Annotated in this window: 14 protein-coding genes and 1 riboswitch; of the genes, 7 read left to right on the top strand and 7 right to left on the bottom strand. The window is 64.8% G+C overall.

Going from position 1 to position 12,912, the window contains the following annotated elements; translation table 11 throughout:
* Positions 1-38: 38 nt before the first annotated feature.
* Positions 39-902: a DUF1194 domain-containing protein gene (locus AB7532_RS09055; RefSeq protein WP_441234457.1), complete on the bottom strand. Its 864-nt coding sequence runs from the start codon at positions 900-902 to the stop codon at positions 39-41.
* A 255-nt stretch (positions 903-1,157) separates the two neighbouring features.
* Positions 1,158-1,235, top strand: a riboswitch (Fluoride riboswitch).
* Positions 1,236-1,271: 36 nt separating this feature from the next.
* Between AB7532_RS09055 and AB7532_RS09050 the strand changes: the two genes are divergently transcribed.
* From AB7532_RS09050 to clpS, 3 genes are all read left to right on the top strand, one after another.
* Positions 1,272-2,534: an MFS transporter gene (locus tag AB7532_RS09050; protein ID WP_441234456.1), complete on the top strand. Its 1,263-nt coding sequence runs from the start codon at positions 1,272-1,274 to the stop codon at positions 2,532-2,534.
* Between the two features lie 28 nt (positions 2,535-2,562).
* Positions 2,563-2,946, top strand: coding sequence for a fluoride efflux transporter CrcB (crcB, locus tag AB7532_RS09045; RefSeq protein WP_441234455.1), 384 nt, complete (start codon positions 2,563-2,565; stop codon positions 2,944-2,946).
* Between the two features lie 142 nt (positions 2,947-3,088).
* Positions 3,089-3,394 carry an ATP-dependent Clp protease adapter ClpS gene (clpS, locus tag AB7532_RS09040; protein WP_441234454.1) on the top strand — a complete coding sequence of 102 codons (306 nt, stop codon included), beginning with the start codon at positions 3,089-3,091 and terminating at the stop codon, positions 3,392-3,394.
* A 39-nt stretch (positions 3,395-3,433) separates the two neighbouring features.
* On the opposite strand, the gene AB7532_RS09035 is transcribed toward clpS, so the two are convergent.
* The 4 genes from AB7532_RS09035 to fabI all read right to left on the bottom strand — a co-directional run bounded on the left by AB7532_RS09035 (position 3,434) and on the right by fabI (position 7,305).
* Positions 3,434-4,624 carry an adenylate/guanylate cyclase domain-containing protein gene (locus AB7532_RS09035; RefSeq protein WP_441234453.1) on the bottom strand — a complete coding sequence of 397 codons (1,191 nt, stop codon included), beginning with the start codon at positions 4,622-4,624 and terminating at the stop codon, positions 3,434-3,436.
* An 80-nt stretch (positions 4,625-4,704) separates the two neighbouring features.
* Entirely contained in the window at positions 4,705-5,793 is a 1,089-nt protein-coding gene (aroC, locus tag AB7532_RS09030; protein WP_441234452.1) for a chorismate synthase, read from the bottom strand.
* An 83-nt stretch (positions 5,794-5,876) separates the two neighbouring features.
* The gene (locus tag AB7532_RS09025; RefSeq protein WP_441234451.1) at positions 5,877-6,476 is read right to left on the bottom strand and encodes a histidine phosphatase family protein; all 600 of its coding nucleotides are present in this window, start codon (positions 6,474-6,476) and stop codon (positions 5,877-5,879) included.
* Positions 6,477-6,489: 13 nt separating this feature from the next.
* Positions 6,490-7,305 (bottom strand): enoyl-ACP reductase FabI, encoded by an 816-nt coding sequence (gene fabI / locus AB7532_RS09020; RefSeq protein ID WP_441234450.1) that lies wholly within the window; start codon positions 7,303-7,305, stop codon positions 6,490-6,492.
* Between the two features lie 173 nt (positions 7,306-7,478).
* On the opposite strand from fabI, the gene AB7532_RS09015 reads away from it, so the two are divergent.
* Both AB7532_RS09015 and AB7532_RS09010 read left to right on the top strand, forming a co-directional pair.
* Positions 7,479-7,967: a sigma-70 family RNA polymerase sigma factor gene (locus tag AB7532_RS09015; RefSeq protein ID WP_441234449.1), complete on the top strand. Its 489-nt coding sequence runs from the start codon at positions 7,479-7,481 to the stop codon at positions 7,965-7,967.
* 106 nt (positions 7,968-8,073) lie between these two features.
* Positions 8,074-8,844 (top strand): anti-sigma factor family protein, encoded by a 771-nt coding sequence (locus AB7532_RS09010; RefSeq protein ID WP_441234448.1) that lies wholly within the window; start codon positions 8,074-8,076, stop codon positions 8,842-8,844.
* Positions 8,845-9,277: 433 nt separating this feature from the next.
* Here the strand turns inward: AB7532_RS09010 and AB7532_RS09005 are convergent, their stop codons facing one another.
* Both AB7532_RS09005 and AB7532_RS09000 read right to left on the bottom strand, forming a co-directional pair.
* Positions 9,278-10,246: a DnaJ C-terminal domain-containing protein gene (locus AB7532_RS09005; RefSeq protein ID WP_441234447.1), complete on the bottom strand. Its 969-nt coding sequence runs from the start codon at positions 10,244-10,246 to the stop codon at positions 9,278-9,280.
* A 109-nt stretch (positions 10,247-10,355) separates the two neighbouring features.
* Positions 10,356-10,763, bottom strand: coding sequence for an RT0821/Lpp0805 family surface protein (locus AB7532_RS09000; protein WP_441234446.1), 408 nt, complete (start codon positions 10,761-10,763; stop codon positions 10,356-10,358).
* A 113-nt stretch (positions 10,764-10,876) separates the two neighbouring features.
* On the opposite strand from AB7532_RS09000, the gene pdxH reads away from it, so the two are divergent.
* Positions 10,877-11,518: a pyridoxamine 5'-phosphate oxidase gene (gene pdxH / locus AB7532_RS08995; RefSeq protein ID WP_441234445.1), complete on the top strand. Its 642-nt coding sequence runs from the start codon at positions 10,877-10,879 to the stop codon at positions 11,516-11,518.
* Positions 11,519-11,545: 27 nt separating this feature from the next.
* On the top strand, positions 11,546-12,295 hold the full coding sequence (locus tag AB7532_RS08990) for an SDR family NAD(P)-dependent oxidoreductase (RefSeq protein WP_441234444.1): 750 nt from the start codon (positions 11,546-11,548) through the stop codon (positions 12,293-12,295).
* The last annotated feature ends 617 nt before the right edge of the window (positions 12,296-12,912 follow it).

The following is a 12,912-nucleotide window of genomic DNA, read 5'->3' as shown; positions in this document are numbered from 1 at the left end:
AGAGCGGTTAAATTCAACCGAGGCAAACAGTAGCGCCTTCAGCGTCCCCAGCGATCCGACCAGATCTTCTCGCCGATCATGCAATTGACCCGCGGCTCCTTGTCAGCCACGCGCATGACGGGACGCTCCGGCGTAAGGCCTGCGACCTCCATCAGAAGCTTGGTGCGGATCGCTTCCTTGAACTTGTCGCGGTCCTTGATCGTGATGACGAAGGAGCCGGGACCGCCGATGACGCAATCCTCGTAGTAGTAATCGAGATTGTCGATATCCATGGTCGAATAGGACGGCTCCTTGACCATGATCGGCAGGCCGTTGATCACGATCCCCTTCTCGAGCGCGGCGTCGCGCGCCGCGGTGACCGGCCCGCCATTGTTGTTGGGGCCATCCCCGGAGATGTCGATCACACGGCGCAAGCCGCGATAGGGATCCTCGTCGAACAGCGGCATCGCAAAAGTGATCGCGCCTGATATCGAGGTGCGCGAGGCGCGCCGGATCGGCGTCTTCATGATTTCGGCGGCGACCGCATCCGCGGTCTCGGGTCCGTCGACCAGGCGCCAGGGAATGATGATCTTCTGGTCGGTCGAGGCGGCCCATTCGAAATAGGTCACCGCAATCCGGCCGTTCGGACCGAGCTTCAATGCCTGGAGGAATTCCTTCGACTGGATCGCCTGCGCATAGCCTTCGCGCTGGATCGCGAGTTCGTCCATGTCCATGGAGTAGGAGACGTCCACCGCGAGGATCAGCTCGACATCAACCGTCTGGGCGTCCCTGTCGGCTGCCAGGCGCTGCGGCTGATTTTTGGGCGATTCAAGTTTGGGCCCGGGTGCCGCGATGCCCGCAACATCCCCTCCGGCAAACATGCCGGCTAACAGCACAGCCCCGATCGAGAACAGCAACCGCATCGCAGTCTCCCGTCGTATGACGCGATGGTGACATGCAATCGCCTTGCCGCAAAGTGCGAAGATCGCTTGCGCTTCACATTCGAGTGCATCGCTGGCACGCGTTGCCGTCGTTTGGCCATCGCGTTGACACGGGAACGCGCGCTCGACCAGAAGCACCGTCGTTCCACGCTTGCAAAGCGAGAAGCCGGAATCACCGGTGCCAGTGGAGACGCGCCCCCGACCACTTGTCCGGCGCAATTTCCATGCTAGGCTGGACGCACAGATGGGGATGGAGTCCCCCGAGAACCGCCCGTCGGCCTGTGACCGGAGTGGGCTGATGACTCCTGCTTGAGGTGAGGCAATCTTTGAGCCTCTGCCTTTGGCGGGAGCATGGACAACCCGCCGCTGGCGGGTTTTTTGTTGCCTGAGAACGAAGGTCCGGACGTGACGACGACGACACCGAATACTGCGCGCGCCAGGCTGCCCAGGGGAATCTGGGTGCTGGGCTTCGTCTCGATGCTGATGGATATCTCCTCCGAGATGGTCCACGCGCTGCTGCCGGTCTATCTCGTCACCGTGCTCGGCGCTTCCACGCTGACCGTGGGCTTCATCGAGGGCATCGCGGAGGCGACCGCCTCGATCACCAAGATCTTCTCGGGCGCGCTGTCGGACTGGCTCGGCCGGCGCAAGCTCCTCGCCGCGGCCGGCTATGGGCTCGCCGCGCTGACAAAACCGCTGTTCCCGCTTGCTCCCAGCGTCGGTTGGCTGGTCGCCGCGCGTTTCATCGACCGCATCGGCAAGGGCATTCGCGGCGCGCCGCGCGATGCGCTGATCGCCGATATCGCGCCCGCGGGCCTGCGCGGCGCCAGCTTCGGCCTACGGCAGTCGCTCGACACCATCGGCGCCTTCGTCGGTCCGCTCGTGGCGATTGGCCTGATGTGGTGGACGGCGGATAATTTTACCCTCGTGTTCTGGGTGGCGGTGCTGCCGGCGTTCTTGTCGTTCGGATTGATTGCATTTGCAGTGAGCGAGCCGGAGCCGGACGCCGGCAAGGAGCCCGCGAAGAACCCGCTGAACACCGCCGCGATGCGGCAACTCGGCGCCGTGTACTGGCGTATCGTCGCGGTCGGAATCGTGTTCACGCTGGCGCGCTTCAGCGAGGCGTTTCTGATCCTGCGCGCCCAGAATATCGGGCTCAGCGTGATGTGGGTGCCCGCGGTGCTGGTGCTGATGAACGTCGCCTACGCGTTGTCGGCCTATCCGGCCGGCGTGCTGTCGGACCGGATCAACCGGACCGGCCTGCTCGCGCTCGGCCTCGTCTTCCTTGCCGGCGCCGACCTCGCGCTCGCGTTGCTGCCGAGCCTTGGCGGCCTCGCACTCGGTGTCGTGCTGTGGGGGCTGCACATGGGATTGACGCAGGGTCTGCTCTCGGCGCTCGTCGCCGACACCGCGCCCTCAAGCCTGCGCGGCACCGCGTTCGGCTATTTCAACCTGTTCACGGGCCTCGCGCTGCTGGCCGCGAGCGTGATCGCCGGCGCGCTATGGGATGCCTATGGTCCGACGGCGACCTTCCTCACCGGGCTCGGCTTTGCGCTGCTCGCGCTCGTGGGGCTGCTCGCCGTCGGCAACGGGTTGGCAGTGGAGGACAGATAATGCACGTCGCAAACCGGGGGACGACACGTTGAACATCCAATTCATTCTGGCGGTCGCCGCGGGCGGAGCGCTAGGCTCGGTCATGCGTTATCTCGTTGGGATCGGCTCGGCCCGCGCCTTTGGCGCCGATTTTCCCTGGGGCACGCTGATCATCAATGTGACGGGGTCCTTCCTGATCGGCCTTTTCGTTGCGATGTTCGTGACCAGATGGAACCTGCCGCAGGCTGCCCGGATATTCCTGACGGTCGGAATTTGCGGCGGATACACGACATTCTCGACCTTCTCGCTGGATGCTTGGTATCTCATCGAGCGCGGTCAGACCTGGGCCTCGGCCGCCTATATGATCGGATCGGTGGTGTTGTCTTTGGGCGCTCTCATCGCAGCCATGCAGCTCGTTCGCGCACTTCCGTAAGCGGCGCGCGCGCCATCGACGCATCCCTGCCCATCCGCAACGGCATGATGGCGGGAGGGTCCACCACCTTGGAGAACCGCCACGTCCTGCAATATAATGGGAAGGGCTGGAAGTTCATCAGCACCGGGACGCCCAGGACACGATGGCCGACACTGTCACCACGCCGAAAACGCGGACCAGAATCAAGGTCGAGCGGCCGAAGCTGCACAAGGTCATCCTGATCAACGACGACTTCACGCCGCGTGAATTCGTCACCATGATCCTCAAGGGCGAGTTCCGCATGACCGAGGATCAGGCCTACAAGGTCATGATCACCGCGCACAAGCTGGGCGCCTGCGTGGTCGCCGTGTTCACCAAGGACGTCGCCGAGACCAAGGCCACCCGCGCCACCGACGCCGGCCGCGCCAAGGGCTATCCGCTGCTGTTCACGACGGAGCCGGAGGAATAGCGGCGCGGGTCCACGCGGCGATTTCTCACGCCGAAGGTGTCACGCCATCACCGCCGGCGTTTCCTCCGCGAGCCCATACACACGCTGCGCCTTGGCAAATCCCGCGATCGGAAATTCGCCGAGCTCGCGCCAGTCGTGGCTGCAGGCATTGGCAAAGACTTCCGAGACCACGACCGTTCGTCCCAAGCGACCTGCGATCTTCTCCAGCCGCGCCGCGAGATTGACGGCGGGGCCGATGCAGGTGAAGTCGAGGCGATTGCCGCCGCCGATATTGCCGTAGAGGATGTTGCCGACATGCAGCGCGACGCCGAAGCGAAAGCGCTCGACGATGTCGCCGACCGGAAAGGCGAGCGCCTCGACGCCGGCGCGGGCCTCGCGGGCCGCCTCCAGCACACGCGTGCAGACATGGGTGGCATCGCCGACATATTCGTCAATCGGGAAGACCGCGAGCAGGCCGTCGCCCATGAACTTCAGGACCTCGCCGCCATGGCCGCGGATCGCGGTGACCTGGCAGTCGAAATACTGGTTGAGGATCTCGACCACCGTCTCGGCCGGCAGCCGGTCCGACAGCGCGGTGAAGCCGCGCAGATCCGACAGCCAGATCGCGGCCTGCATGGTGTCGTTGTGGCCGCGGCGGATCTGGCCGCCGAGGATGCGCGCGCCGGCGCGGTTACCGACATAGGTGTCGAGCAGCATCTCGGCGGTGCGGCGCAGGCTGATGATCTCGCTGACGCGGGCGAGCGGCGCCATCAGGGTCCGGATCGCCGCGATGTCGTCGTCGCTGAAGCCACCGGGATCCCGCGTCACCCAACTCGTGGCTTGGATCGAGCCGTCGAGATACGGCATCGGCACCGCGATGTAATCCGTCACGCCTTCGGCGCGCATGTCGTCGAGGAACGGAAAGCGCTTGCTGTCGGGGTCGTCCATGCGGCCCCTGACCTCGATCCCCTCCTCGAACACGATCCGCAGGGGACTCTTGGCGAATTCAGGCGTCTCGAGAATTTCGAAATCGACGGTGCCGATCTCGACCTTCCCGCCCTGCCGCCAGATGAAGTTGCGGCCGAATATCTCAGGATGCAGCGTGCGGATGAAGATGCCGAACCGCGCTAGCGGCAAGCCGGCTGCAACCAGATGCTCGCAGACATCCGCAATCATCTCGGCCGGCGTCCCCGACGACCGCGCGCCGTCGATCAGCCAGTTGGTGATGCGCTGGATCTCGGAGTTTTGCATGCACGCATTTGCCGACGAAGTTGTGGGATCGTCAAGCTGCGCGGTGGGCTAGTACCGCGACACGAACGCCCTACGCGGTACTAGCGGTCGACCTGGCCGCGATCCCGGATGAAGTGATCGGCGAGCACGCAAGCCATCATGGCCTCGCCGACCGGGACGGCGCGGATGCCGACGCAGGGGTCGTGGCGGCCCTTGGTGAAGATCTCGGTGTCGGCGCCCTGGCGATCGACGGTGAGACGCGGCTGGAGGATCGACGAGGTCGGCTTCACCGCGAAGCGCACCACCACCGGCTGGCCCGTGGAGATGCCGCCCAGCACACCGCCAGCATGGTTGGACAGAAAGCGCGTGCCGTCATTGCCGGTGCGCATCTCGTCGGCGTTCTCCTCGCCGGTCAATTCTGCCGCGCCAAATCCGGCGCCGATCTCGACGCCCTTGACCGCGTTGATGGTCATCATCGCGCCCGCGAGCTCGGAATCCAGCTTGGCATAGATCGGCGCGCCGAGGCCCGCCGGCACGCCTTCGGCGATCACCTCGACCACCGCGCCGATCGACGAGCCGCTCTTGCGGATGCCGTCGAGATAGGTCTCGAAAAACGCCGCCTTGTCCTTGTCGGGACAGAAGAACGGATTCTTCGCGATCTCGTCCCAGTCCCATTTGTCGCGATCGATCTTATGCGGGCCGATCTGCACCAGCGCGCCGCGCACCTTGACGTCCGGCAGCACTTTTCGCGCGATCGCGCCGGCAGCGACGCGCATCGCGGTCTCGCGCGCCGAGGAACGGCCGCCGCCGCGATAGTCGCGCAGGCCGTATTTGGCTTCATAGGTGAAGTCGGCGTGGCCGGGCCGAAACTTGTCCTTGATCTCGGAATAGTCCTTCGAGCGCTGGTCGGTGTTCTCGATCAGGAGACCGATCGGCGTGCCCGTCGTCACCTGCACGCCGGTCTCCGGATGCGCCATCACGCCGGACAGGATTTTGACCTGGTCCGCCTCCTGGCGCTGGGTGGTGAAGCGCGACTGGCCCGGACGGCGGCGATCGAGGTCCTGCTGGATGTCGGCCTCGGTGAGCGGGATCATGGGCGGACAGCCGTCGACCACGCAGCCGATCGCCACGCCGTGGCTCTCGCCGAAGGTGGTGACGCGGAACATGTGGCCGAAGGTGTTGAAGGACATAGGTCGCTAGCTCATAAGTCAGTTCTGACTTGTGTCGTAACGCGCGGGGATACCCACCGTCAAACGGGTTCCAGGCACCACCCTTAACTATACTTCTCCAGCCGGCCGTCACGGAACACGTAAACGGCGCCCTGCTCGATATAGAGTTCGGCGGCGCTCGCCGGCGTCTCCAGGCCGAGCGAGACCATCAGGGCCCGGCAGGTGCCGCCATGGGCGACCGCGACGGTGTCGGTCCGGAGCTGGTCGTACCAGGCCCGCACACGGACCTGCACATCGGCGTAGGTCTCGCCGCCGGCGGGGCCGACCGTCCATTTGTCGGCGAGGCGCCTGGCATAGATGTCGGGATCAGTCGCCTCGCTCTCGGCCAGCGTCAGCCCTTCCCAGCTGCCGTAGCCGATCTCGCGCAGGCGATCATCGAGCGCGTAGTCGACGACCGGCAGTTCGAGCTTCCCGCGTGCAAGCTCCATGGTCTGGCGCGCACGGCCGAGCGGGCTCGACACGTAAGGTAGCGCCGCCTTGTCCTTGCCGTCGCGCTTGAAGAGGTCGGCCAGCACACCACCGGCCTGCACGGCCTGATCGCGCCCGCGCGCGTTCAGCGGAATGTCCTTGGTGCCCTGAAGCCTGCCGAGCGCATTCCACTCGGTCTCGCCATGGCGAAGATAATAGATCGTGGGCACGGGCATTCCGGCTTGAAAGTTAGTCCTTGCTACCGAACGAAATGTCCGGCGCGTCCGGGCGCTTCATGCCCAGCACGTGGTAGCCGGAATCGACGTGGTGCACCTCGCCCGTGACGCCGCGCGACAGGTCGGACAGGAAATACAGCGCGCTGCCGCCGACGTCTTCAGTCGTGACGTTGCGCCGCAGCGGCGCATTGTTCTCGTTCCACTTCAGGATATAGCGGAAGTCACCGATGCCGGATGCCGCGAGGGTCTTGATGGGGCCTGCAGAAATCGCGTTGACGCGGATGTTCTTCTCGCCGAGGTCGGCGGCGAGATAGCGCACGCTGGCTTCCAGCGCCGCCTTCGCCACGCCCATGATGTTGTAATGCGGCATCCACTTCTCGGCGCCGTAATAGCTGAGCGTGATGAGCGAGCCGCCGTCGGTCATCAGCTTCTCGGCGCGTTGCGCCACGGCCGTGAATGAATAGCAGGAGATCAGCATCGACTTCGAAAAATTTTCCTGCGTGGTGTCGACATAGCGGCCGTCGAGCTGCTCGCCATAGGCGATCGCATGCACCAGGAAGTCGATCTTGCCCCACTTCTCCTGCAGCACCGCGAAGGCGGCGTCGATGCTCGCAGCGTCGGTGACATCGCAATGGCCGAGCACGAGGCCGCCGATCTCGGCGGCGAGCGGTTCGACGCGCTTCTTCAGCGCATCGCCCTGATAGGTGAATGCGAGCTCGGCGCCGGCCGCGTGGCATGCCTTGGCGATGCCCCAGGCGATCGAGCGGTTGTTGGCAACGCCGAGGATGACCCCGCGCTTTCCCTGCATCAGACCTGAATTCTGCGCCATTTTGTTAACGTCCCGTCGAGCTCTCGTTGAGGTCTGGAGGTACACCAGCCCTCCCCTGCGGTACAGTCCTAATACACGGCGTTAACGCTGTTTCGAGCGCCGGAATAGCCGTTCCGTTCGGGTGTTATGATCATTGTGGCGCTTGCGCCGAACGGCAGGACATCGAAGACGGCATGAGCGCGTTTCGCCAGAGTGTGGAAGCCATGATCCCGGCGTTGCGCCGCTACGCCCGCGCGCTCACGCGCGATGCGGATACGGCCGACGATCTGGTGCAGGATACGTTGGTGCGGGCGCTGCGTTCGGAGCGCCTGTTCCTCGGAGGCGACGTCAGGAGCTGGCTCTATACGATCCTGACCAATCTCAACAAGAACCGGCGGCGCTCGCTGGCAAGGCGCCCGCAATTCACGCAGCTGACGGAGAACAACCCGGATGCCAGCGGCACCGAAGCCGAAGGGCGCGACATCGAGAAGGCGCTGGCGACGCTGGTCGAGGAGCAGCGCTCGGTGCTGCTGCTGGTGATGCTGGAGGGCATGAGCTATCGCGAGGTCGCCGACATCCAGGGCGTACCGATCGGCACCGTCATGTCCCGCCTGGCGCGCGCCCGTGCCCACGTTAAAGCGTCGCTGGAAGGTGAGCGTCCGGCGCTCAAGCGGGTGAAATGATGGCAGGGTTGATGCATCGCGCGCACCGCGTCCCCTGCATGGAGAGAGAAGCAGCGCAGTTGAACCGCGTCGGATTTTTGGGGCCGCAGAGCCAGAGACGATCGATATGAACGACCACAGGATTTCAGTGACCGAAGACGAACTGCACGCCTATGTCGACGGCGAGCTGCCGGCCGAGCGCCGCGCCGACGTCGAGGCCTGGCTTGCCGCGCACCCTGACGATGCCGAACGCGTGCAGTCCTGGCGGACCATGGCCGAGATGCTGCACGCGCGTTACGACTCGGTCGCGCAGGAGCCGGTGCCGGCGCGGCTGGAGCTCGAACGGCTGGAGCGGCGCCCCCGGCAATGGCTTTATGGCGCCGCCGCGGCCGTGTTGGTCGCTTTCGTCGCCGGTGGCACCGCCGGCTGGCTCGCGCATGGCGCTGCCAGCGCGCCCTCCACTTTCCAGAGCTTCACGGCAGACGCGCTCGACGCCCATCGCCTCTATGTCGTCGAGGTCCGTCATCCCGTCGAGGTCGGCGGCAACGAGCGCGACCATCTCCAGGCCTGGCTGACCAGGCGCTGCGGCTGGACCGTGTTCGCGCCAAACCTCGAGGCGAGCGGGCTGAAGCTCGTCGGCGGCCGGCTCTTGCCGGGGCCGAGCGGTCCGGCCTCGTTCCTGATGTATGAGGGCGCCTCGGGCGAGCGGTACACGATCTACACCGCCAAGACCGAGAATGGTGCGACGCAAATGCGGTACGCGAAAACGGACAAGGACGGTGCGCTGTTCTGGGCGGAGCGCGGCGTCGGCTACGTCGTCAGCGGCGGTGGCGATCGCGATCGCCTGACCAAGGTGGCGCAGGCCGTCTACGACCAGGCGGAGAAAAACGGCACCTAGACAACCTGCCATAGCCCAAGCTTTGCTTGGGCATCCTTCAAAATGCGCGGTGCCTCGATTCCGTCATTGAAAATTTGGAATCAAGACATGGGCGCGTCTCATTATCGCACCGGGTGTTCACGCGATTATGAGCGGCGTTCGATCCGCCGATCGACGCGGGCGGCCTCGATTGGGGTTTTTGGTACCGCGCTGGTCCCCCTCTCGAGGCCGCACCTTTTTATCGGCTGCCCCGCCGGACAGTCGATACGTCGAGCATCGAAGCGCTACCACGCTTCACGTGTATGACGAGCATCATCTCCTCGACGACGCCCTAGGCCTTTAGGAGAACCCCTTCAGTTACGATGTCGCCCTAAAGCGCGATGGCTCGCGCTTTAGCTCTTTGTTTGCGCATGATCTTTTCCGGAAAACCGCCGCGCACTTTTCCGGATCATGCTTAGCCAAGCCCGCTACGTGGATTGTAGGGGTGCTGGTCCCGCCACTTCTCCATCAATGCTTCAAGCTCGGCGTCGTTCCCGTCCGGTAGCATAATCCTGATCGTGACGAAGAGATCCCCGGTTCCGCCGGCTTTTGGTAATCCCTTGCCTTTGAGACGGAAGGTTCGGCCGCTGGAGGTGTTCTTCGGGACCGACAGCTCCACGGCATTGCCCAGCGTCGGCACGCGAACCTTGGCTCCGAGCACCGCCTCGTAGAGCGAGACCGGCAGGTCGATCCGCAAATCCGCACCCTCGATCTTGAAGAAGGGGTGGGCTGCGATGCTGATGGTGATCAGCAGATCGCCCGGCGGATGGCCCTGGGCGCTCTCGCCCTGCCCCCGCAGCCGGATCTGCTGGCCTTCGGCGACACCAGGTGGAATCTTGACGTTGAGTTCCTTGCCATTCGGCAGCTTGACGCGCTTGTCGCCACCCTTGACCGACTCTTCCAGCGAGACGGACATGGCGACGTTGACGTCGAGATCGAGCCCGATCCCGCCGGTGTCGAATTCGAACTGACCAGGGCCGCCGGCCCCGGGCCGCGCACCGCGGGCGCCGCCGAACATGCTGTTGAGGATGTCCTCGAACGCGCCGCCGCCCTGGCCGGGACCTGCGCCGCCGCCGCGGAAATTGTAGCTCTCGAAGCCACCCGGGCCGGCACCTGCACGACCGCGCGGCGCGCCGCCGCCCGGAAAGCCCTGGAAGCGCGGCTTGCCGTCGGCGCCGATCTCGCCACGGTCGAACTGCTTGCGCTTGTCCTCATCGCCGATGATCTCGTTCGCCGAATTGATCTCGGAGAAGCGGTCAGCGGCTTTCGGGTCGTCCTTGTTGCTGTCGGGATGGTGCTTCTTGGCGAGCTTGCGATAGGCGCTCTTGATCGCGGCAGCGTTGGCGCTCCGCGGCACCCCCAAGACCTCATAGGGGTCGCGCATCCGTCACGTCTCCTTCAAGGAATCGAATTGTTCAAAGGGCTCCCCGCCCCGTCTCCGTCTCATGTGGGGGGCGAGTGGTATTTTTGCAACTAGCTTTCGGGGCTGATTCCTAGCTCCGCCACGGCTTTAGCGTATGAATCTCCCAGCGGCCACGGCTGCTTTGGCAACCAGCGCCCTGGAGCCAGCTTTCGGTGGCGCCGTTGACGTAGCTTGCCAGGAAATCGCGGCACCTGCGGCCGTCCTCGGCGGCATAGGATTGCGCGATCGGGGTCACCGAGCCACGCGCGCCGGTGTCCGGATTCTCCCAATGCTGGCTGGAATCCTTGTCACCCTTGCTCAGCACGTCGGAGGCGGCGTTGCGGGCGAAGGCAAGATCGGTTTCGGTTGGCGGAGCGTCCTTCGCCGGCCGCGCGATCGAGCCGGTGAGATCGCTGTCGTCGGCCTTGGCATAGGCACTGGTGTCGTTGCGGGAGAAGCTGCAGCCACCGGCACCGAGCCCGATCAGAATCATCGTCATGACGAAGCCGGACGGTCCGATCGCCGATAGGCCAACGCGCCCCCATGCCCTATATAGGGCGGTAGCGGACAACAACGCGTTTTGGGCCGCGGGACGCAACTCGGACTCCAGACATGACCGACACGACCTCGATGAAACACCAGACACCCTTAACATCCGGTGATTTCACAGCCGCCGACGAGCCATTTGCGCTGTTCGACGCCTGGCTGAACGAGGCGATCAAGAGCGAGCCGAACGATCCGAACGCCATGGCGCTCGCAACCGTGGACGCGGACGGGCTGCCTGACGTGCGCATGGTGCTGATGAAAGGCTTCGATACCGAAGGTTTTGTCTTCTACAGCCACATCGCCAGCCAGAAGGGCCGCGAACTCGCCGCAAATCCTAAGGCGGCGTTACTTTTTCACTGGAAGTCGCTGCGCCGTCAGGTCCGAATCCGCGGCAACGTGACGCCGGTGACCGACGCCGAGGCGGACGCCTATTTCGCGACCCGGCCCAAGCAGGCGCAGATCGGCGCCTGGGCGAGCAAGCAGTCGCAGGAGCTGGAGAGCCGCTTCGCCTTCGAGCAGGCCATCGCAAAGGTCGCGGCCAGGCACGTCATCGGCGATGTGCCGCGTCCGCCGGGCTGGAGCGGCTGGCGCATCACGCCGTCGCGGATCGAATTCTGGCATAACCGCCCGTTCCGCCTGCACGACCGCATCGAATTTCGCCGTGACGCGGCCGGCCAACCGTGGTCCAAGACGCGGATGTATCCCTAGAGCTTTAGGCCGACCTGAAAGATGTCCATGCCGCAGTCCAATGCGCCGCGCCGTACGCTGCTTCTGACCGGAGCCAGCCGCGGCATCGGCCACGCCACCGTGATCCGCTTCTCGTCGGCGGGCTGGCGTGTCATCACCTGCTCGCGGCATCCCTTCCCAGAGGATTGTCCGTGGGACGCAGGCCCCGAGGATCACATCCAGGTCGATCTCGGCAATCCCCAGGACACCGCGCGCGCCATCTCCGACATCCGTGACCGCCTCGAAGGCGGCATGCTGCATGCACTCGTCAACAACGCCGCGATCTCGCCGAAAGGACCGGGCGGCTCCAGGCTTGGCTCGATCGAGACCGACCTCGACACCTGGACCCATGTCTTCCACGTCAACTTCTTCGCGCCGATCATGATCGCGCGCGGCCTGATCGAGGAATTGAAGGCGGCCAAGGGCTCGGTGGTGAACGTCACCTCGATCGCCGGCTCGCGCGTGCATCCCTTCGCGGGCGCCGCCTACGCCACCTCGAAGGCCGCACTCGCATCGCTGACACGCGAGATGGCGTCCGACTTCGGCCGCGTCGGCGTCCGCGTCAACGCGATCGCGCCGGGCGAGATCGACACCTCGATCCTGTCGCCGGGCACCGAGAAGATCGTCGACCAGCAGATCCCGATGCACCGCCTCGGCACGCCCGACGAGGTCGCCAAGATCATCTACGTGCTGTGCACGGATACCAGTTCCTACGTCAACGGCGCCGAGATCCACATCAACGGCGGCCAGCACGTGTAGGCCCTTCTCGTCACGGAGCATGGCGTCGCTCTCCGACTTACGTTTTGATACGCAGACACACCTTCGCATTCCCGCGGCGCATTTTCGCCCGAGCTTTGCCTCGTCACTCGCTCTCTTGAGCCAAGAGGGCGCAGGGAAGGCCGGGCGCCGGCTGGCACCCACGGTCCGCTGCGCGAAGATGTAGCGCAAAGAGACCGCACAGCAGCATACAGGTGTAGCCGAACGCTCGGCCTTCCCTGCGCGATGGTCGGACGGCTTATGCCGCGCTCTCCCGGGAGCCGAGTTCTTTCTGGCCTCCCTCGCCGTTCGAATTGACGATGCCGTCCACCCGGTTGGGCTCGCGCGCATCTTCGAAAGGCTTGACCGTAGCAACGACGGCCAGGACCACACGGTTTTGCCGTACGCACGGCCCGCCATTTCGCCGCAGTTTTTCCAGCCCTGTCGACGGAGCCGAAAACTTACAGACGAGACGAACCTAACAGCGCCGTTCATCCGCACGCGGACGCGAGCTCACAGGGACTACCCACCCTGCCCGCTCCTCTCGTGCCGACGCTGCCGCGTCCACCGCAAGCCCGGCTCGCGAAAATGACGACCACAAGATCGCCCCTCAAGGATGA

Source organism: Bradyrhizobium sp. 930_D9_N1_4 (genome assembly GCF_052076015.1).
Taxonomy (GTDB): domain Bacteria; phylum Pseudomonadota; class Alphaproteobacteria; order Rhizobiales; family Xanthobacteraceae; genus Bradyrhizobium.
This window is presented reverse-complemented; position numbering and strand designations above follow the sequence as displayed.